At 57.7% G+C, this 19,432-nt stretch carries 17 protein-coding genes and 1 other RNA gene; 13 read left to right on the top strand and 5 right to left on the bottom strand.

Annotated elements, in window-relative coordinates; all coding sequences use genetic code 11:
* Nucleotides 1-44 precede the first annotated feature (44 nt).
* The 4 genes from OKC31_RS16570 to ffs all read left to right on the top strand — a co-directional run bounded on the left by OKC31_RS16570 (nucleotide 45) and on the right by ffs (nucleotide 3,712).
* A complete protein-coding gene (locus OKC31_RS16570) occupies nucleotides 45-824 on the top strand; it encodes an SDR family oxidoreductase (protein ID WP_204379709.1) in 780 nt (259 codons plus the stop codon).
* Between the two features lie 358 nt (nucleotides 825-1,182).
* Nucleotides 1,183-2,619, top strand: coding sequence for an arginine-ornithine antiporter (gene arcD, locus OKC31_RS16565; protein WP_005336921.1), 1,437 nt, complete (start codon nucleotides 1,183-1,185; stop codon nucleotides 2,617-2,619).
* Between the two features lie 105 nt (nucleotides 2,620-2,724).
* Nucleotides 2,725-3,513: a sulfite exporter TauE/SafE family protein gene (locus tag OKC31_RS16560; protein ID WP_270657236.1), complete on the top strand. Its 789-nt coding sequence runs from the start codon at nucleotides 2,725-2,727 to the stop codon at nucleotides 3,511-3,513.
* A 102-nt stretch (nucleotides 3,514-3,615) separates the two neighbouring features.
* An RNA gene (gene ffs / locus OKC31_RS16555) (signal recognition particle sRNA small type) lies at nucleotides 3,616-3,712 on the top strand.
* A gap of 317 nt (nucleotides 3,713-4,029) precedes the next feature.
* Here ffs and OKC31_RS16550 read toward each other — a convergent pair.
* Nucleotides 4,030-5,856, bottom strand: coding sequence for an ATP-binding protein (locus tag OKC31_RS16550; RefSeq protein WP_270657234.1), 1,827 nt, complete (start codon nucleotides 5,854-5,856; stop codon nucleotides 4,030-4,032).
* 8 nt (nucleotides 5,857-5,864) lie between these two features.
* On the bottom strand, nucleotides 5,865-6,356 hold the full coding sequence (locus OKC31_RS16545) for a molybdopterin-dependent oxidoreductase (RefSeq protein ID WP_005351410.1): 492 nt from the start codon (nucleotides 6,354-6,356) through the stop codon (nucleotides 5,865-5,867).
* A 338-nt stretch (nucleotides 6,357-6,694) separates the two neighbouring features.
* Between OKC31_RS16545 and OKC31_RS16540 the strand changes: the two genes are divergently transcribed.
* From OKC31_RS16540 to OKC31_RS16515, 6 genes are all read left to right on the top strand, one after another.
* Nucleotides 6,695-7,045 carry an STAS domain-containing protein gene (locus OKC31_RS16540; protein WP_005333409.1) on the top strand — a complete coding sequence of 117 codons (351 nt, stop codon included), beginning with the start codon at nucleotides 6,695-6,697 and terminating at the stop codon, nucleotides 7,043-7,045.
* The gene (locus OKC31_RS16535; protein WP_167572626.1) at nucleotides 7,042-7,458 is read left to right on the top strand and encodes a hypothetical protein; all 417 of its coding nucleotides are present in this window, start codon (nucleotides 7,042-7,044) and stop codon (nucleotides 7,456-7,458) included. The genes OKC31_RS16540 and OKC31_RS16535 overlap by 4 nt, the downstream gene beginning before the upstream one ends.
* 18 nt (nucleotides 7,459-7,476) lie before the next feature.
* Entirely contained in the window at nucleotides 7,477-9,582 is a 2,106-nt protein-coding gene (locus OKC31_RS16530; protein ID WP_167565788.1) for an SLBB domain-containing protein, read from the top strand.
* Nucleotide 9,583: 1 nt separating this feature from the next.
* Nucleotides 9,584-10,252 (top strand): tyrosine-protein kinase family protein, encoded by a 669-nt coding sequence (locus OKC31_RS16525; RefSeq protein ID WP_005360129.1) that lies wholly within the window; start codon nucleotides 9,584-9,586, stop codon nucleotides 10,250-10,252.
* Between the two features lie 23 nt (nucleotides 10,253-10,275).
* Nucleotides 10,276-11,766 carry a SpoIIE family protein phosphatase gene (locus tag OKC31_RS16520; protein WP_270657233.1) on the top strand — a complete coding sequence of 497 codons (1,491 nt, stop codon included), beginning with the start codon at nucleotides 10,276-10,278 and terminating at the stop codon, nucleotides 11,764-11,766.
* A 79-nt stretch (nucleotides 11,767-11,845) separates the two neighbouring features.
* The gene (locus tag OKC31_RS16515; RefSeq protein ID WP_270657231.1) at nucleotides 11,846-12,847 is read left to right on the top strand and encodes a glycosyltransferase family 4 protein; all 1,002 of its coding nucleotides are present in this window, start codon (nucleotides 11,846-11,848) and stop codon (nucleotides 12,845-12,847) included.
* 291 nt (nucleotides 12,848-13,138) lie between these two features.
* Here the strand turns inward: OKC31_RS16515 and OKC31_RS16510 are convergent, their stop codons facing one another.
* Genes OKC31_RS16510 through OKC31_RS16500 form a run of 3 tightly spaced genes read right to left on the bottom strand, consistent with a single transcriptional unit; the run spans nucleotide 13,139 to nucleotide 16,135 of the window.
* Nucleotides 13,139-13,774, bottom strand: coding sequence for a sugar transferase (locus OKC31_RS16510; protein WP_139459340.1), 636 nt, complete (start codon nucleotides 13,772-13,774; stop codon nucleotides 13,139-13,141).
* The gene (locus tag OKC31_RS16505) at nucleotides 13,771-14,964 is read right to left on the bottom strand and encodes a glycosyltransferase family 2 protein (protein ID WP_270657230.1); all 1,194 of its coding nucleotides are present in this window, start codon (nucleotides 14,962-14,964) and stop codon (nucleotides 13,771-13,773) included. The genes OKC31_RS16510 and OKC31_RS16505 overlap by 4 nt, the downstream gene beginning before the upstream one ends.
* Before the next feature lie 31 nt (nucleotides 14,965-14,995).
* Nucleotides 14,996-16,135: a glycosyltransferase gene (locus tag OKC31_RS16500; RefSeq protein WP_270657228.1), complete on the bottom strand. Its 1,140-nt coding sequence runs from the start codon at nucleotides 16,133-16,135 to the stop codon at nucleotides 14,996-14,998.
* A 157-nt stretch (nucleotides 16,136-16,292) separates the two neighbouring features.
* On the opposite strand from OKC31_RS16500, the gene OKC31_RS16495 reads away from it, so the two are divergent.
* From OKC31_RS16495 to OKC31_RS16485, 3 genes are all read left to right on the top strand, one after another.
* Nucleotides 16,293-17,708 (top strand): GumC family protein, encoded by a 1,416-nt coding sequence (locus OKC31_RS16495; RefSeq protein WP_270657227.1) that lies wholly within the window; start codon nucleotides 16,293-16,295, stop codon nucleotides 17,706-17,708.
* Nucleotides 17,709-18,052: 344 nt separating this feature from the next.
* A complete protein-coding gene (locus tag OKC31_RS16490) occupies nucleotides 18,053-18,445 on the top strand; it encodes a hypothetical protein (protein ID WP_160881651.1) in 393 nt (130 codons plus the stop codon).
* Between the two features lie 150 nt (nucleotides 18,446-18,595).
* Complete coding sequence (locus OKC31_RS16485; RefSeq protein ID WP_270657226.1) at nucleotides 18,596-19,366, top strand: hypothetical protein; 771 nt, start codon at nucleotides 18,596-18,598, stop codon at nucleotides 19,364-19,366.
* Nucleotides 19,367-19,432 lie beyond the last annotated feature (66 nt).

Genomic DNA, 19,432 nt, shown 5'->3' with positions numbered 1-19,432 from the left:
CTCTCTTCAAGGCATCTCTCTTCGACCAGCTACAAGGAGCATTGATGGATATCAAAGATAAGGTCATCGTTATTACCGGCGCTGGACGTGGCTTGGGACGGGCCATTGCGCTGGCCCTGGGCGCACAGGGGGCGACGCTGGCACTGCTCGACATCAATCGCGCAGATCTGGAGGCGACCGTAGCTCTGGTGCGCAGTCAGAATGGTCAGTGCGATCAAGATAGCCAGTGCGAGCTGTTTGTCTGCAATGTGGCGAGCGAAGCCGAGGTTGAGTCGGTTTTTGCTGGCATCAAGGAGCGTTTTGGCGTGCTGAACGGTCTTATCAACTGCGCCGGCATTTTGCGCGATGGCATGCTGATCAAGGTGAAAGAGGGTGAGCTGGTGGAGAAGATGACGCTGGCCCAGTGGCAGAGCGTGATTGACGTCAACCTCACCGGTACCTTCCTCTGCGGTCGCGAGGGGGCGGCGCTGATGGCGCAAGGGGGGCTGGGGGGCGTTATCATCAACATCTCCTCCATCGCCCGCGCCGGCAATATTGGCCAGAGCAACTATGCCGCCAGCAAGGCAGGAGTGGCTTCGCTGGTGGTGACCTGGGCGCGGGAGCTGGCGCGCCATGGCATTCGGGTGATGGGGATTGCCCCCGGGGTGTTTGCCACCGACATGACGGCGGCGATGAAGCCGGAGGCGATGGCACGGATGCAGCAGGCCATTCCGGTCGGCACCCTTGGCGAGGCGCAACAGCTGGCCGAGACGGTGAGCTTTATTTTTGCCAACGACTATCTGTCGGGAAGGATGATAGAACTGGATGGCGGTTTGCGTTTATAGGGATTTACATAATGGGCCCCGGTGTTTCCACCGGGGCTTTTTTATGCAGATTATTTATACAGAGAGTGCCTGAATGGCGATGCATAGGAACCATGCGAGTCAGGTTGTGTTGGCAGAAAAATGAGAAATATCAATGGGTCTTGGTTAATTTGAGCCAGCTCACAGGCCATATGGGTCAGTGCTGTAAAATTGCGCGCGGTCAAGGCGGTGCATGATTGACGGGACGAGGGATTGCGGTCGGAATAGTCATGCAATATAGTTGCCGCCTTTTTCACGGGGTCAGGATTCCCAGCCCCTCCCATATTGCGCGCAGTATGAATACGGACGCTCTGCCGCCGCCTAAATAAACAGGATTGAAATGGACAAGAAACTAGGGCTGGGCGCCCTCATTTCGCTGGTGATCGGCTCCATGGTCGGCGCCGGGGTCTTCAGTCTGCCACAAAACATTGCTGCGCATGCCAGTGCCGGGGCGGTCGCCCTGGGTTGGGCCATCACCGGTCTTGGCATGATCTGTCTCGCGCTGGTCTATCAGAACCTCTCCATGCGCCGCCCCGATCTCGATGGCGGTATCTTCAGCTATGCCAAAGCCGGTTTCGGCGATTTCATCGGTTTCAACGCCGCCTGGGGTTACTGGCTCTGCCAACTGCTGGCCAACGTCTCCTACGCCATCGTGGTGTTCAGCGCCCTGAGCTACTTCTTCGATACGCCTGACAACGTCATCTTCGGTGACGGCAATACGCCGGTCGCCATCACGCTGGCCTCCATCCTGATCTGGTCGGTGCATGCGCTGGTGCTGCGCGGGGTACAGGTTGCTGCACTGGTGAATATCGTCACTACCATCGCCAAGATGGTGCCGCTCATCGTCTTCTGTGTTGCGATCCTGCTGGCCTTCAACATGGATACCTTCACTCTGGATATCTGGGGCCAGAACAACATGGAGCTGGGCTCCGTGATGGATCAGGTCAAGTCCACCATGAAGGTGACCCTCTGGGTCTTTATCGGGATTGAAGGGGCCGTGGTGGTCTCTGCCCGTGCCCGTCATCGCAAGGATGTGGGCCGCGCGACCGTGCTGGCGCTGCTCGGCGCCCTGACACTCTATGTGATGGTGACCCTGTTCTCGCTAGGTGTCATGAGCCAGCCGCAACTGGCGGCGCTCAAGAACCCTTCGACCGCCATGATCCTCGAAGCCGTGGTCGGCCCCTGGGGCGCCTGGCTTATCAACATCGGTCTGGTGGTGTCGGTGATGGGTGCTCTGCTCAGCTGGACCGTGCTGGCCGCTGAAGTGCCCTACATTGCGGGCAAGACCGGTGTGTTCCCGGGCTGGTTTGCCAAGGAGAACAAGAACGGCTCGCCGCAGGTGTCCCTCTGGTGCTCCACCTGTCTGGTGCAGATCTTCCTGATCATCATCTACTTCCAGAGCAGCACCTATCTGGCGCTGGTCAACATCGCCACCTCGGCGGCGCTGGTGCCTTACGTCTTTTCGGGCGCTTATGGCCTGAAGCTGGCATTGAAAGGGGAGACCTATCAGGGCCAACCTCATCAGCGCAAGCGTGACCTGCTGCTGGCCCTGGTGGCGACGGTTTACGGCTGCTGGTTGGTCTACGCTGCCGGTGTGGAGTACCTGTTGCTGGTGGCGCTGCTCTACAGCCCGGGCATCTTCATCTACTGGAAGGCGCGTCAGCATCACGGTCTGCGCGGCCTTAACCGGTTGGAGCAGGGGATGACGGCGGCCCTGCTTGGCTGTGCCGTGCTGGCCTTCTACAAGGTGATGGACGGTACCATTCCACTGCACTAACCGGCACAATGAAGAGATGGCCCTCGCGCCATCTCTTTTTTTTCATGCAGATATCCACTGTTGCCCGGCCGTGTTGGCCAGTTTTTGTTTAACACAGGAATTTTTATGCTGTTTATGGGTTACCTCCTGCTGGGCGCCTTTGCCGGTATGCTGGCGGGACTGTTCGGGATCGGCGGCGGTCTTATCATTGTCCCCGTGCTGGTCATGACCTTTCGCGCCCAGGGCATCGACCCTGAAATCATTACCCATCTGGCCCTCGGCACCTCGTTGCCCACCATGATCTTTACCGGATTCAGCTCGCTGCGGGCCCACCGGGAGGCGGGCGCCGTCGACTGGGTGATGATCCGCCGACTCGGTGTCGGCATGCTGATCGGGGGCTGGCTTGGCGGCATGACCGCCAATCTGCTCAGCACCAGCACCCTCAATATCATCATCGGTTGTTTCGCCTGGAGTATGGCGCTACAGATGGGGCTCAACCTTAAACCCAAAGCGGAGCGCCATATGCCGGGGCCGCTCGGCACAGGCATCGCCGGTACCATCATTGGCTGGATGTCAGCGCTGTTTGGTATTGGCGGTGGCTCGCTGACCGTCCCTTATCTGAGCTGGAACTCGGTGCCGATGCGCAACGCGGTAGCGGCCTCTGCAGCTTGCAGCATGCCCATCGCGCTGGCGGGGAGCCTCAGCTACCTCTATGCGGGTTGGGGTCATGCCGATCTGCCCGAGTGGAGTGTGGGCTACATCTATCTGCCCGCCCTGCTGGGCATTGTGCTGACCAGTACCCAGTTCGCCCGCATTGGCGCCAAGCTGGCACACCGCCTGTCACCCACACGCCTCAAGCAGGCCTTTGCCCTGCTGATGCTGCTGGTGGGGGCGAAATTTATGCTGTTTAGCTGATTCATTCGGCAGATTGTTGAAAAATAAGGCAAACGATCTGTTGGAGGGCAGAAAGCCGTTGCATTGAACGCCCAGTTTGCCTATTCTCCTCGCCGGTGGTCCTATTGGTCCTCTCGCATTGATAACCCGTCGACCTGGTCAGGACCGGAAGGTAGCAGCCAAGGCGGGGGACTCGAGTGCCGGGATGTGGCTGGTAGGGCCACCACTTGTTTCTGCAATTCAATAAGTTAGCTTCCTAAAGCCCTTGGTCATCCACTTTGTGTGGACGACGAGGTGCTCATCGATGAATCTCTGGCTCAGTCCCCACGGCATCTGGTATTACCGGAAAGTCACCACGCTCCCCTGTGGTCGCCGTAAAGAGATCAAAAAATCCCTGCATACCCGAGACAAGCTGACGGCCCGTGCAGCTGTTGCGAAGCGGCTTGCCTGCGTGGGTTCCAGACCCAAGCCCATTCAGTTGCCTGCAGAGGTCAATGTTGCCCCACATGAGCAATCAGTAGCCCGGCATCCAAGGTTTTATTGTTTGGTGACACGCCTGGCTGCGTTGTATTTGAGCCGACCATGGGAAATATGTCTGTTTATCTCGCTTAGCAGCGTCTCTTTATTGATGGGCTTGGTGATATACCCGTTCATGCCATGGGAGAGATAGTATTGCTTGGATTCCGTCATCGCATCCGCCGTCAGGGCGATGATGGGGATATCTGCCCAAGGCATCTGGGAGGTGCGGATCCGGGTGGTGGCCACCAGGCCATCCATCACTGGCATCTGGACATCCATCAACACCAGATCAAATTCGGTGTGACCCAGTTTCTCCAGCGCCTCTTCTCCCTGAACGGCCAGTGTGACCTGATGGCCCACGGAGTCGAGCATGGCGCCGATCACCTTGCGGTTGGTGGCATTGTCATCAACCAGCAAGATGCGATAGCTCTCCTGATCCAGCGGCTTGGACGGCAGGCAAACAATCGAGGGGGTCGTGGCTCTGGCGGGCCAGATGTAGGTAAAAGTACTGCCATGTCCCTCGCTGCTCTCTACCGAGATATCGCCGCCCATCAGGCGTGCGAGGTTACGTGATATTTCAAGTCCCAGGCCCGATCCGCCATATTGGCGGGTGATCGAGACATCCGCCTGGGCAAAACGTTGAAACAGGTTCTTTAGCTGACTTTTGCTCATGCCGATCCCGGTGTCCTGGATCGAGATGCGTATCGAGTGGCGATCCTGCTCCAACAGGGTGCTATCAACATGGATCTTTACTTCCCCCTGATGGGTGAACTTGATGGCATTGCTCACCAGATTGAAGAGGATCTGGCGCACCCTCAGCGGGTCGATCATCAACCACTCCGGCGTATCGGGGGCAACAGTCAGGGTCAGTTTGATCCCTTTTGCATCGCAGTTGCTCTGCATCAGGGCCCGGATATCCTCCAGCAGCTGGGGCAAGTGATGGGGGGCCAGTTGCAGCTCGATCTTGCCCTCTTCCAGCTTGGATACATCCAGAATGTCGTTGAGCAGACCGAGCAGATGGTTTGCCGATTCCCGCGCCGTCTCCAGATAGTCTCGCTCCCTCGGATCCATATCCCGGTCGGCCAGCAGTGAGAGCATGCCGAGAATGCCATTCATGGGGGTGCGAATTTCATGGCTCATGTTGGCCAAAAAGCTGCTTTTGGCTCTTGTGCCGGCCTCTGCCGCCTGATTTGCCCGCAGCAGTTTGTCATTGAGCTGCTGCATCAGTTTGTGTTGCAGAAACGAGATATTCATTTGCCGCCAGATCAGCAGGGCGAGCACAAAGAGCAGCGCAAATTGCAGGGTCGCGATGAGTGTCGTCGTGATGATCTGCTCCCTCACGCTGTCGCGACGCGCCACATCAAACAGGGTCGCCTGCTGGTTCACCTCCAGGGTCAGCTGATGGAGCAGGGGGAGCAGGGAGGCGAGTTGTTGGCGCAGCTCCTGATGGGCAAGATTGTCCAGCGGCTTGGTGGCTTCCGGCCCGAGCCAGATATCCGCCAGAGAGATGTAGGAGCGAATGGCTTTGCTTGCCTGCTGGTAGATCTCTGTTTGCTGAAGCAGGCTGCGATCCTTGCTCTCCAACACAAGATCCATGCGGCTGACCAGAATATCGTATCTGAGTTGGAAGGTCGGTTGCGACTCATGGAGCAGCGAGCTTTGAAAACGCAGCGCTTCGTTATAGAGCTGGAAATAGTTCCACATCACGTTGTCTTCGCCCTGGCTGGTACTGCGCTGCAGATCCTGAAATTGCCGGTACTGGATGGTACCTATGCCGGCAAAGGCAAGGAGCAGCACACAAAGCACCACAAACAAGAAACGTTGACTGGCCGCCATGGAACGCATGATGGGATCTACTCCACTTTTATCGCGCTGATCTGCCAGATAGCCCGACCGTAATAGAGCTTGTTTTGCAGTTCGGGATATTGATCGAACGGATAGACAAGGAACAGCGGCCCTTTGTCACGCACCGACAGTGGCTTGCCATTGATCGTGCGGGCGAGGATGACCCGATACTGCTCGGCATCGCTTGTCGGCACCTGTACCGAGTAGTCATTGAGCGCGGTAATGGTGAGCTGTTTGCCGGTTGCCCCGACCTTGGCCAATACATCTTGCAGCAGCGGGCCGCGAAAAGTCTTGGCTTCGTCATACCAGGGGGTATGGGTTTTGATTTCGTGTACCGGCAGTTGATCCAGCATGGCGCTGTCCCACAGGGCCAGAGCCTGATGAGTGGGGCTGCTGATGGCGCCTTCAACCTTCAACACGGCGCTGTCAGGGGAGGGGGCTGCGTATGCGGTGCCGCAAAGGGCTGCCAACAGTGGTGCGATGTAAAGGCCTGCTTTCATGATCTCTCCTTCCTGGAAAATGGCGGCATGGGGGCCGAGCCAACGGTGGCTTGTGAAGTGTGTCCAAAGGCAAGCAATAATCGGGCCCGGTCTAATGGGCTTGAATTATCAGCCATTTAGCCTCTTATCTAGCGATCTCGGCGAAGGTGAATTGCAGTTTGCAACGTGCGGGGGAGGTTAATTGCAATTTGGCAATCAAAACGAGGAGTGGGTGTCGGCGAATAAGGCGCAAAGAGTATCATTTGGAGAACAAGTGCCGTGGCACTGCCCGGCATAACATTTGCAACGTGCTGAATGCCGTGACAGCAAATAGTCTGAGAATCGACAAGGAGCTAGCGATGGAAAGCATGACTTACACCCTTAATGATATCCAGGTAGTGGTACTGGAAAACGAGTTTGACGCGATGGCCGTCAGTGAGCTCCGCCCGTTGTTTGAAACCCTCTCGACCCACCCGGGAGATATCCTGGCCGATATCAGCGATGTTCATTTTATCGACTCGTCGGGGATCGGAGCCTTGGTATTTCTCTATAAAAGATTGATTATGAACGGGCATCAGATGGCCCTTGTCTGTGGACCCGGTCAACCCCATGACCTGCTGGAGATGTTGCATATCGACCGGGTGATCCCCTGCCATGAGAGCATCAAGGCCTATATGCGTTCCCGTGGCATGATGGCCGCTGCATCATGAAACGCTTTGGTATCCTGCTCTCGTCCATTCTGCTGTCGGGTTGTGCGCAGTGGCCGCCGGAGGGGGTTGGCGGCATGGCCGAGGCAAGACCCACCCGTATTCCGGTCAATGAGGATGAACGGCGGGTCTGGTCTCGTTATGATGAGCGTCAGAAGGAACTCGACTTGCAGCTGACGGAATTAAAGCAAGCGAGTCTGCAGGGGTGTATGCCTGCCGAGTTGAAACGACTACAATCTCAACGTATTGATATCGAACGGGATATGCACGGACGGCTCTGGTCGGATGTAGCCTGGCGTCAGACCGTGTTGGCACAATCACTACAACAAGTACGTTTGCGGCTGCAACAGACAACAGCGGATGGCTGTCGTGCTGATTGGTCAGGGCTCCCCTTACGCCAATGGGGGCAGACGTAACAGACGAAAAGGATGTCTATGAAACGGGGCGCTCTCGAAGGATTGATCTGTGTTCTCTTGCTGTTGTTCACCTGCCCGTTACTGGCCTCCACCTTGTTGGCTCCCGGTGATCGGTTGGCCATAGTGCAACCCGGTGAGCCTGCTTTTGATCAGCCTTTCCAGATCAACAAGCAGGGGGAGATTGCACTGCCTGAAGTTGGCAACGTCGTGGTGGGGGGAAAGACCCTGCCACAGGCGGATGAACTGATCCGCACCGCCCTCAAACCTGTTTACAACAACCTCTCTCAATTGACCGTCACCTTGCTGGAGAAGCGGCTGCTGATCAGCGTGATGGGCTATGTCAAAAAACCCGGCAGTTATGATCTGGCGCCCGATGGCAACGTGCAGATGGCCCTCGATGCCGCTGGCGGTCTGGTGCCTGGTGCCCAGCTCAACAATATGCAGGTGCGGCGTGGCAGCACGGTCTCTAGCTTCGACTACAAGCGTTATCTCGATACCGGCGATGCCAGCGTGTTGCCGCCATTGCAATCCCTTGATGTGGTGTTCGTACCCGCCTCTCCGCTGATCGGCAACGTGCAAATAGATTTTGATGCGGCAACCCTGGCGGCAGGTGGGGATGGCGATACCGGCAAGGCGATCAAGGTATTTGGCGAGGTCAACAGCCCCGGCGCCTTCAGTTTCAAGAGTGGCAACTCCATCGTGGATCTGCTGATGCGAGCCGGTGGGGTGACCCGTTTTGCCGGGGTGGAGCGGATCCGGGTGATCAATGGTGATGCCCCCGAACTGTTCGATCTCAAAGCCTATCTCGACTCCGGCAACAACAAGCTGCTGCCCAATCTGGCGCCGGGCGCCACCATCTTCGTGCCCAAGGATGAAGAGCAGATAAAACGGGGGGCACGCACCATCTACATCATGGGCGAGGTGTTCAAACCCGGTGCCTATGAGGGGCGGGAAGGGGACTCCTTCCTCGATATTCTGGCCAATGCCGGCGGCCCGACCCGCTATGCCGAGAGTCGCCAGATCCGTTTGCTGCGCACCGATGGCACGATCGAACCCATCGACTTGCAGGCCTATACCGAAGGGATGCAAAAGGCGCTTCCCCAAGTCAAACCCGGTGATGCCATTTTTGTGCCGGAAAAGACCGATATCAACGAGAAATCCTGGTTAAAAGTGGCCCCCGGACGGGCGGTGATGGTGATGGGGGCGGTGCGGATCCCGGGCCGCTATGAATGGTCTGACGAGATGTCGCTGCTGGATCTGATCGCCCACGCTGGTGGCCCCAACGAGCGGGCCGATATCGCCAAGGTGCAGATCCTGACCGCCGAAGGGGGGCAGGCCACGCCAACCCTGTTTGATCTCGACAAGTTTCTCCATCAGGGGGGGGCGCTGGCCAGCCTGCCGAAGATCCGGGCCGGATTTACCATCATGATCCCCGAGCTGCCCACCGATCCCAGTGATAACAAGTCCCAGTGGGTGCGCCAGTCACCGGACAGTTCCATCTATATCTTCGGTCAGGTCGGAGCCCCCGGTCGCTATGCCTTCAATGAGCAGATGGGCTTTATCGACATCCTGTCGGCCGCCGATGGCCCGACTGCGGCGGCGGATCTGCGCAATGTGCGCATCGCCCATCGCAGTGGCAGCACGGCGCGGGTCAGCAAGCTCGACCTTGCCCTCTACTTTGAAACCGGCGATGAAACCTTGCTGCCCAAGGTGCTGCCCGGCGACTCCATCTATCTGCCGGAGAAGAATCGCCCCTGGCTCGATGAGCCGAAGGAGAACACCATTCGGGTGCTGGGAGCGATAGCCCGCCCGGGTCGCTACCGCTTTGACTCCTCCATGACCCTGCTGGATCTGCTGGCCGAGGCGGGGGGCCCGACCAGCAGCGCCTATATCAAGAAGATTGTGGTGATCAACATGGCCACCAGTGGTCAGGGGGATCAGGCCCGCAGCTTCGATCTTGACGGCTTTGCCAAAGAGCCCGACTTTAGCCAGTTACCGGTGCTGCGCGCAGGGGACACCGTCTTTATCCCTGATAGCAAAAGCAGCAACTGGGCCATTTTTATGGATGGCATGCGCGACATCCTGACCACGATCTCGGTGGTGGCCCTGGTCGGGACGCTTTGATATGAGCATCCCCATTCAATATCTGGAGCTCGAATCCCTCTACGCGGCGACGGTCGCCCGGGGGATCCGCTCGCTGGCGGTCACCTCGTCAGAAGGGGGAGAGGGGGTGAGCTCCATCTGCGATGCGCTGGCAAGGCGCTCGGAGGCGGATGGGCTACGTACCCTGCTGGTGGATCTCAACCTCTATCATCCCGGCCGCGCCACGGCGGTTGCCTGGGGGCCCAATGATGTGCCCGAGCCGGTAGCCACTGGCCGGTCGTTGTCCCTGCTCCCGGCGCCGGGCAAGGATCTGATGGCCTTTCGCAACAAGGATACCTTGCGTCAGCTGCTGGTTCGCTGGCTGGAGCATTACGATGTGGTGATCTTCGATACCTCGCCGCTCACCGCCCTCAATCGGGGCAATATTCCGGCCGATCAGGTGTGTGGGGCCTGTGAAGGGGCGCTGCTGGTGGTACTGGCGGGGGTGACCCCGACGACCGTGGTACAAAGTGCGGTGGATAAACTGACTCGTGCCGAGGCCAATCTGATTGGCGCAGTCTATAACGACAAGCTCAACCCGGGGCTGGCCAGCGAGATCCTGCGCGAGCTCAACCGGCTGCCCAGCAACCGGGTGACCGAATGGCTCAAGCGCTGGTGCCGGCGCAGTGCCTTGCTCAATTTCCGGATCTGATCGCCCGCTGATGGAGGCCCGATATGGATGACTGGTTGCGATCTGCTCCGGCAACCCTGCAGTCGGTACGCGAACTGCGCAACCGGCTGGCACAGGGGCTCTCCCTGTTTCAGGTATCCCCAAAGGATCAAGCCAACTGGCTGCTCTGTTTCAGTGAGCTGGCCACCAATAGCGTCAAACACACAGCGCCTCCCGCGACCCGGCTCTGGCTCACGCTGAAAGAGGATGAAACGGGCTTGAGTCTGATACTGGAGGATGATGGCGGCCCGCAACCCGGTCTTGCCAGCGCGCCGTTACCCGATGAGCTGCAGGAGGGGGGATACGGGCTGGCGCTGGTGCACCAGCTGTTTGCCGAGGTGCACTTCTCTCGCGACGGTGAGCGCAATCGCGTGACCCTTCGCCAGCAGGGCCCGGTCAACCAACTGCCGGTGATCGCGGTGATCGACGATGACAAGGTGATGCGTGCCCTGCTCACCGCCTATCTCCATGAGCACTATCGGGTTGAAAGTTATGCCGACTCCCATGCCGCCCTGCTGGCGCTTGGAAAGCAACCTCCCGCGCTGGTGCTCTCCGATATCGAGATGGAAGGGATCGATGGTTTTGGGCTGCGCCAGCAGTTGATGAAGGATCCCAAGATGAAGGGGGTGCCCTTTATCTTCCTGACCGGTCATCAGGATCAGTGGACCCAGAGTCGGGCGGGGGCGCTGGGGATCGATGACTTTCTGGTCAAACCCATCACCAAGCAGGACCTGTTGCTGGCGGTTTCGCGGGTGCTGCAACGCTCGGAGCAGCTCAAGTCGCAATGGGGCGAGCAGCTGGATCAGCGCATGACCTCGGCGCTGCGCCCGTTATTGCCCGCCACCTCCATCGGGGGATACCAGCTGGCTTTGCAAACCCGTGCCGCCACCGTGGGGGGCGGTGACTTTCTGCTGGTCAAGGATCGGGTGTTGTGGCTCGGGGATGTGATGGGCCACGACGCGGAAGCCAAGTTCTTCGCCCATGCCTATGCCGGTTATCTGCGCGGCTTGCTGACGGCGCACGATCTGGAGCGCGCCCCCGCCCGTTTGCTGACCATCTTGTCCAATGCGGTTCACAGTGATCCGTTATTGGGGGCGACCCTGCTCACCACCCTCTGTATTGAGCTCGGCAACGAGGGGCGGGTGCAGTGGGCCAGTGCGGGCCACCCTGCGCCCTGGCTGGTCGGGCCCGGCACCATTCGTCAGGTCGGCGTGACCGGTCCCTTGCCCGGTTTGCGCCCGGATCCCCACTTCGTGACCAATGAGCGTCAGCTCAAGCCCGGCGAGATCCTGCTGTTCTGGACCGACGGTCTGCTCGATAGCCGTGATGCAGAAGAGCGCCAGCGCTGGGAGTCGCAGCTCAAGGCGATCTGCCTGACCTCGGGGCTCGGTCTTGAGCAACTGGCTCATCGCATTGCCCGCTGGTTTGATGAGCGCATCAATGATGCCGCCCTCGATGACATGACCCTCTTGCTGGTCGCCTGTCCCGGCGCCTGAGCCAGCCCCTCTTTGCCTGACTGGCCCGCTCTATGCAGCGCCTATTTCAGGTGGCATGGAGCCACGGGAGGAGGTGCCTATGTTACCCATGCAGCAGATCTGGCTGGCCATCGATGCGCGTCAGGTCGGTGGAATAGAAGTTCACATTATCCATCTCGCCAACGATCTGCTGGCCAGGGGATTTCGCCCCACCATAGTGCTGGTGAGCAACCATGGCATGACCCCGTTTACGACCCTGCTCAAACAACAGGGCTTGCCCTACGAGGTGTGCCAAAACAGCCGCGATTTTATGCGCCGTCTGGCCCGCCAGCCTGCTTCTGTGCTGATCCATACCCACGGCTACAAGGCCGGGGTGCTGGGGCGGCTGACAGCCTGGTTCACCGGTAAATCGGTGGTTTCGACCTTTCACAGTGGGGATGACGGGGAGGGATTGCTGAAGTTTTACAGCTGGCTGGATCGCACCACAGCGCGTTTTGCGAAGTGTATTGCAGTGAGCGAGCCCATCGCTCGCAAATTGCCTGTGCCAAGCACGGTGATCAGCAACTTTGTCCCCATGCCTGCGACGCCGGCTAAGGTAACTGGCAACCGGATTGCCTTTGTCGGCCGCCTCTCGCCGGAAAAGGGGCCGGAGGCGTTCTGCCAGCTGGCTGCCTTCTGCCCGGACGGGGCGTTTCATCTCTACGGGGATGGCCCCATGAAAAGTGCCTTGTTGCAGCAGTATGGTGATCGCGTCCAGCTTCATGGTTTCAAGAACATGGCCAATGAGTGGCACAACATCGACCTGCTCTGCATCACTTCCCGCTTTGAAGGGTTGCCGCTGGTGGCCCTGGAGGCGATGGCTCACGGCATACCGGTTTGTACCTTTGCGGTGGGGGGGCTGGTCAATCTGATCGACCATAAATCCAATGGCTGGCTGGTGGAGCCCGGCCATGTGCGGGATATGGCGGAGCTGGTCAACTACTGGCTGCGCAGCGATGGTGTGGTGCGCAGCAAAATGAGTCAGGCGGCGCGCAACACCATCGCCCGAGGGTACAGCGTGAGCAACAGAGTGACCGATATTCTGGCCGTCTACGGCGCCTGAATCACGGAGAAACCTGTCAAAACGAGTGGCCGCTGGCCACTCGTTTTTTTATGTGCCGGTGTTAGGGGGTGCAGGGGGCGGATTGCTTCTGTGATCACGCAACGCTCGGGTTTCTGCAGTGGGTCACGCGGACATCAGGCCTGTGGATGGATAGGGCCAGATGATGGCGATCAGGCCGCTGGCTTCTCAGTGATCACCGTGGACGTGCCACAAGGATGTGCCATAAAAAAGGCCATTGCAGTGGCAATGGCCTGATGGGGTTGGGGTGTGGTTGAGGTTGGCACAGCGGGATTAGCGCCCCTTCTTGCCAACCATGATGGCGATCGTCTTGCCAATGATATGTACATCCTGCACCAGCCAGCGCCAGGGGTGGAGCAGGGCGACCGAGTAGGCCAGATCGAACGCCAGCTTGCTGCGCACATCATCCAGCGACTCGTCGTAACCCTGATTGACCTGTGCCAGACCGGTAATGCCGGGGGCCACTTCATAGGTGCGTTCGATAAAGTACGGCACCGCATCTTCCAGCCGGTTGGCGATCCCGGGTCGCTCCGGACGGGGGCCGATCAGTGACATTTCCCCCTTGAGTACATTGATAAACTGCGGCAGCTCATCGAGCCGGGTTTTGCGAAGGAAGTCGCCGCTGCGGGTGATCCGGCTGTCCCCCTTGCCACACCAGACCGGCCCGGTGGCCGCCTCGGCGTCGGCGCGCATGGTGCGAAACTTGATCATGAAAAAGAGCTCGGTATAGGTGGCATGGCTGCGCCCGATCCGCAGCTGACGAAAGAACACCGGCCCCGGGCTATCGAGCCGGATGGCCAGCATGATCAGCGGCCACAGTGGCAGCGTCAGCAGCAGGCCAAGAGTGGCACCGAGCAGATCCATGCTGCGTTTGACCACCAGGGTCAATCTTGGAATGGGGTGTGTCATACGGCTTTCTCCTGTGACATGAAACGCATGGGGGCGCGCAGGCAGTAGCGCAGGGTGCCCATGCCGTTGTACCAGTGTCCGAGCACCAGATAGTGGATCTTGCGAAACAGATTGGGCCAGGGGTGCACAGGGGTCAGCTGGATCAGGATGACCAGCAGATACCCCAGCAGTTGCAGCCCCAGCAACAGCTGAAATAGCAGGGATTGGGTGGCCAGCGGGATGGCGCAGAGCCACAGCAGGGTCAGGCAGAGCGGCATCAGCACCCGCAGCCCCTTGCCACTGGCAAAGTTGAAGGCAACCCAGCCGAACTTGGGGTGCAGCAGGGGCAGTAACCGCAGCAGCTGCTGGGTGTTGCCAGCGCCGATCCGCTTGCGCCGTGTCGCCTCCAGCGCGGCATCGGAAACTTCCAGCTCCAGTGCGGCGCAACGATTGTCATAGACCGCCCGATACCCCTTGGCGATGGCCTGCATCGGCAGGATGAAATCGTCGTTGATGGTATCGGCAGCCAGCGGGGTGAGGCACTCCCGGCGCATCATGTAAAAGGCCCCGTGGGCCCCCAGCATGCCGCCAAGGGCCGATTCGCAGAGCTTGATCTGGCTTTGATAGTGCCAGTAACTCTCCTCGCCCTGGGAGCCCGGTTGCCAGAAGCGGTACGCTTCCCCGACCACCCCTACCTTGGGATCGGCAAAATGGGCGACCGCCAGCAGCAGGCTGTCGATGGGCAGCAGGGCCGAGACATCGGTGAGGGCCACCAGATCGCTGTGCACCCGGGTCATGGCCTCGTTGAGCACGGCGACCTTGCCGCGATTGCGGGGGTGATCAAACAGCCTGATCTGCAACTGTTGCAGGGCGGGATCACCGAGCTGGCTTAGCGCAATGGGGTAACTGTTGTCGCTGCAGCCGTCGAAATGCACATGCACCCACAGCTTGTCGGCGGGGTAATCGAGGCTGGCGAGGTTTTGCAGCTTGGCCGCGATGGTCGCCGCCTCGTTGTAGACCGGCATCAGCAGTGTGATGGTCGGCAGCGCCTCATCGGCGGCCTCTGTTTTGAACCCTCGATCCAGGGGGCGGGGCGGATTGGCTACCTTGCGCGCCTGCCGACCACCGAATTTGAGTAGCAGGGGATAGCCGACATGGTGGTAGACCACCAGTACAGCGCACAGCCAGAACACGATCATGATCCATTCCATGGGATGCTCCTCTGGTCATCGGGTCGCTTGATCAGCGGCTGTAAAGCTGCTGATAGGCCTGAGCCATCCGGCTCAAGCTGCTTTGCTGGCACACAAACTCTCGGGTGACGGCACGCAGGCTATGGCAGTGCAGCAACCCTTGTGCCAGAAGCTGGGCAAGGCGGTCGGGATCCCGCCCCGACAGGATATGGCCGCTGGCCTGACAGACGATCTCTCTGGCCGCCCCCACATCGCTCATCACCACCGGTACCCCGCAGGCCTGTGCTTCCAGCACGCAAAGCGGCATCCCCTCCGCCAGCGAGGGAAGGCAGAAGAGATCCAGCCCCTGATAGAAGCGCGGCATATTTTCGACCAGCCCCAGAAAATGGACCCGATGGGCGACCCCGAGCTGCTGACACTGTTGTTGCAACGCATTTTGCAAACTGCCGATCCCAGCCAACGCAAGATGCACCTCCTGTGGCAGGGTGCGGATCGCCTCCAGCAGCAAGGTATGTCCCTTGACCGACTCAAGGCGGGCGGCGCAGCCAATCAGTTTGACCCCTTGCGGCAATCCCATCTCCTGACGGGCGAGGGCGGCGGCGCCCGGGGCAAAGCGCAGCTCATCGATGCCGTTGGGGATCACGGTTGGCGACAGCTGGCCCAGCTTGGCCAGCAGCTGGTTGGCCACCGGCGTGGCATCGGCCACCAGAATGGGTTTGAAGGCGCGCAGCCCCCACTGGGCCAGCGTGCGCTGATGGGGATCATCGAGATACCAGGCATCGTGCTCGGTGTGTACCAGGGTGGGCACCCGGGCCAGCCGACTGGCGAGGCCGCCATAGAGCATGGGCCCCAGATGGTGGGTATGTACCGCGACGGGCTTGAGTTGGCGCAGCAGTCGGGTGAGCCGCCAGAGGGTCGCCAGCGACCAGCCCGCGGGCTTTTCCAGACAGTGAATATTGCCTGCGAAGGGATGCAAGGCGGGCCATGCCCTTAGCACATCCCCTTTGCGCCCTTCGAGGGAGATGATATGCACCGGTTGTTCGGCAGGGCTCGCCTGCGTGAGGTTGAGCACCATGGTCTCCAGCCCGCCCGGCTGCAGGTGCTGCACGATTTGTACGACAGGTTGCACGACGGGCTGGGCGCTGGCGCCCTTACGGGGATGGGGTCTGTGCGACGGGGTTGATGACAACATGGTTCGCGCTCCGGCAAGGGAAGGGGTGACACCCCGGATAGCGAGAGAATGCGAATCTTGTACCACTCTTGCGATCTGCCCACAGAGGCGATCAGCTCCTGTAGTGGCACTGCCTTTGCATCGTGCGGGGGGAGGGCTTTTCTCAGGGAGTGATGCCATGCCTGTTCAGTTCTATTACAACCTCTACATCATTCTCTTTGCCGCCTGGCGCCGTCGCTATCTGCTGGTGATCCCGGTACTGGTGATGCCGCTGGTGGGTGTCACAGTCGGCCTGCTCACCCCCAAGGAGTATGAGAGCCGCACCACCTTTATGGTGCCGCAAGATGCCAACCAGACCCCGACCCTCAAAGACCTCATCACTCAGGAGAGTCTCAAGGATCGCTTTGCGGTGCTTGAAGCCCTGCTGCGCAGCCGTTATGTGCTCGATGGGGTTGCGCGGGATCGTGGCCTGGTCAATGACGAGACCCCCCCAGCTCAGCGCGATGCCATCATGGACTGGCTCTCGAGTGCCGTCTCGCTGCGGCTGATCGGCGATGAGGTGATCGAGATAAAGGTCAAGGCGGATTCGGCGGCCAACAGCGCCGGTTTGCTCGAAGCTATTTCGCGGCGCTTTTTCTTCAACCTGCTCAGCAAGGGGCGCCAGTCGGCGGAATCGTCCGAACGTTTCCTGCAAAGCCAGCTCGACAGCCGCCGCAGCGAACTGCAAGCGGCCGAGCAGCTGCTCGCCGATTTTAAACGGGAGCATGCCAGCGCCTTGCCCCAGCAGCAGAGTACCAACGTCGCCCGTCTTTATGGTTTGCAGGAGCGCTATGCCGAGAGCCTGATCACCTTGCAGCAGGCCAAGGCCCGGATCGATCAGCTATCACTGGGGCAGGAGAGCCAGCTGGCCCGCCAGCTGGATGAGAAGCTGCAACTGATGCGTACCGAGCTGGTGTTGCTGCGAGCCCGCTACAGCGACGAGCACAGCAAGGTGCAGAGTTTGCGCTATCAGATTGACCAGTTGCAGCAGGAGTTCGAGCAGCTCAAATCCCAGCCGGATATGGCCCGTGGGCCCGAGTGGCAGCTGGCCCAGACGCAGCTGACGGAGGCGGAGCAAAACACCGCCGGCCTGAAGAGTCAACTGGATGGGCTGGACAAGGTGGTCGACTCCCAGGGAGATACCGAGCGCCAGCTCGCCGAGCTGGAGCGGGATCTGGCGGTCAAACGCACTCTCTATCAGGATTTGCTGCTGCGCTATGAGAAGGCCAAGGTGACCGGCGATCTGGGCAACTTCGAGCAGGGGGAGCGGATCAAGGTGATCGACAAACCCTTTGCCCCCAGCAAGCCGAGCAACTACCCGCTCTGGCTGTTTCTGATGGCGGGCATTGTTGGCGGGCTGGGGCTAGGCTGCGGTCTGGCGCTGGTGGCCGAACTGGCGGATGCCAGCCTGCGCCGCTCCGATCAGCTGGCCGCCCTGGTCAAGGCGCCGGTGCTAAGCCGCATTCCCTACTGCGAGCCGGTGCCGGACTATCCATCCAACAGTGATCATACGCTCGATGGGCAGGTATTGCCCTTGTCACCAGAGCCGGGTTGATTGCGGAAAAAAACGGGCTACCAGCCTGAATCTGGATATTTCTGAAAAGGCCTTGTGATAAGGCCTTTTTTTATTCCTTCAGAGAACCTCCTGACCAACTACTGTGGTTTGCGTCGAATTCGAAGGTAATTGCAACGTTTTGATGTGGTGGCCATTTTTTATTTTGCCTGTTGACTGTGGTTTTATACAGTGATACAAATGGAGCCAGTGTCCGGCGTTGATAATACACATTTAAATCAGAAGCCGGTTTGGAATGAGGTGATTTTTAAAATTATTTATTGACTGTAGAGTGATATAGACGATGTCAATAATACATTGATAACATCTTTATGATGGAGGTGACATTGAGAGACTTCAATTCTGGTGATATCCACGGCGATGTCATTATTAATGATCATTCTGAAAATAATGAATATAAATTGCTGATCCATTGCAATAATGAAGAGCTTTTGCATGAGGAATCGCATAGAAGGAAGCTTTTGAGAAATGAACTCGTTCGGAAAAATGGAGTGATGTGGAAGTTTCTTGCGTTATCCGCATTGTTATTAGTTGTTGCGGCTTGTTGGTTTTACATCCAAGGAACAATGAATGCTGTCACTTTTCTCATAGGTGCAGCTGGCGTAATAACTGGCATGGCCACATTACAACAGGCAGATAAACATACACCTTTTGAGCAAAGGCAAATTGCTACGCTAAACGAAATTCATACGCTACTTCGAGAAAGAGGCGTTCGTTAATATATAACAAGGTCATCAACTTCTCGCTGCTACGTAGCCTAAGTTTGGCTTCAGTTACAGGTTATGGCGGTATTGCCACCATATTATTACCTTGTTTTATATAAGGTTAGTCACCATATCTATAGAAACTACATAAATAAAGGGTGCCTCATGAGTAGTGATCAATATCTGAGAAATGTTCTTTCTACATATCAAGTTAATCCAAATTTAGCCGAGCAGTATAAATATTTTTTTGAGCCTTACATTCGTGAGTGGGCAAAAGATTTTCTTGTTGATTTAAAAGTTTCTGGTTCAATTCGTAAAGGCACCGCTGTGTCTAATGGCACAGATGTGGATTTATTTATTTCTTTATCATCTACAACAAATGAAACTCTTGGTGAAATATACAATTTGCTATTTGATTATTTACAAGGGAAGGGTTTTAGTGTTCGCAAACAAAATGTTTCGATAGGGGTTAATTACAACTCAGAACAGATCGATCTAGTTCCCGCAAAACGCCAAAGCCAGTATGGCAATGACCACAGCCTATACGTAAGCAAGAAAAACACATGGACTAAAACTAATATCGAAACGCATATCTCAAAAGTTTCAAATTCTGGGAGATTAGAAGAAATTAAACTAACAAAAATATGGCGAAATAATAATAATTTAGACTTCCCTTCATTTTATCTAGAGTTGCTGGTTATCGATGCACTTTCCAATTTTCGACGAGGCGATTTAGCTAACAACTTTTGGCAAGTTCTAAACTTTATCGCAGTAAATATTAAGAGTAAGGTCTACATGGACCCTTCAAACACCAATAACTGTATTTCAGATCAAATTCCTTTAACTACTAAGGAAGGTGCGAATAAGCGGGGAAATTCTTCTCGGCTGACTCAGTCATTTCATTTTTTCAGTTTGAGCCGATCTTTTCTCCCGTAAATGCCTTGAATCAGCCTATTTAGACCGTTTCTTCGCCATTTAAGGCGTTATTCCCAGTTTTTAGTG

The sequence above is a fragment of the Aeromonas sp. Y293-4 genome, assembly GCF_027705905.1.
GTDB lineage: Bacteria > Pseudomonadota > Gammaproteobacteria > Enterobacterales > Aeromonadaceae > Aeromonas > Aeromonas veronii.
The sequence above is the reverse complement of the archived record's forward strand: the minus strand, read 5'-3'. Positions and strand labels throughout refer to the sequence as shown.

Bases quoted from the DNA above. Each gene is read 5' to 3' on its own strand.
- OKC31_RS16570 (WP_204379709.1), top strand. From the start codon at position 45: ATGGATATCAAAGATAAGGTCATCGTTATTACCGGCGCTGGACGTGGC.
- arcD (WP_005336921.1), top strand. From the start codon at position 1,183: ATGGACAAGAAACTAGGGCTGGGCGCCCTCATTTCGCTGGTGATCGGC.
- OKC31_RS16560 (WP_270657236.1), top strand. From the start codon at position 2,725: ATGCTGTTTATGGGTTACCTCCTGCTGGGCGCCTTTGCCGGTATGCTG.
- OKC31_RS16550 (WP_270657234.1), bottom strand. From the start codon at position 5,856: ATGCGTTCCATGGCGGCCAGTCAACGTTTCTTGTTTGTGGTGCTTTGT.
- OKC31_RS16545 (WP_005351410.1), bottom strand. From the start codon at position 6,356: ATGAAAGCAGGCCTTTACATCGCACCACTGTTGGCAGCCCTTTGCGGC.
- OKC31_RS16540 (WP_005333409.1), top strand. From the start codon at position 6,695: ATGGAAAGCATGACTTACACCCTTAATGATATCCAGGTAGTGGTACTG.
- OKC31_RS16535 (WP_167572626.1), top strand. From the start codon at position 7,042: ATGAAACGCTTTGGTATCCTGCTCTCGTCCATTCTGCTGTCGGGTTGT.
- OKC31_RS16530 (WP_167565788.1), top strand. From the start codon at position 7,477: ATGAAACGGGGCGCTCTCGAAGGATTGATCTGTGTTCTCTTGCTGTTG.
- OKC31_RS16525 (WP_005360129.1), top strand. From the start codon at position 9,584: ATGAGCATCCCCATTCAATATCTGGAGCTCGAATCCCTCTACGCGGCG.
- OKC31_RS16520 (WP_270657233.1), top strand. From the start codon at position 10,276: ATGGATGACTGGTTGCGATCTGCTCCGGCAACCCTGCAGTCGGTACGC.
- OKC31_RS16515 (WP_270657231.1), top strand. From the start codon at position 11,846: ATGTTACCCATGCAGCAGATCTGGCTGGCCATCGATGCGCGTCAGGTC.
- OKC31_RS16510 (WP_139459340.1), bottom strand. From the start codon at position 13,774: ATGACACACCCCATTCCAAGATTGACCCTGGTGGTCAAACGCAGCATG.
- OKC31_RS16505 (WP_270657230.1), bottom strand. From the start codon at position 14,964: ATGGAATGGATCATGATCGTGTTCTGGCTGTGCGCTGTACTGGTGGTC.
- OKC31_RS16500 (WP_270657228.1), bottom strand. From the start codon at position 16,135: ATGTTGTCATCAACCCCGTCGCACAGACCCCATCCCCGTAAGGGCGCC.
- OKC31_RS16495 (WP_270657227.1), top strand. From the start codon at position 16,293: ATGCCTGTTCAGTTCTATTACAACCTCTACATCATTCTCTTTGCCGCC.
- OKC31_RS16485 (WP_270657226.1), top strand. From the start codon at position 18,596: ATGAGTAGTGATCAATATCTGAGAAATGTTCTTTCTACATATCAAGTT.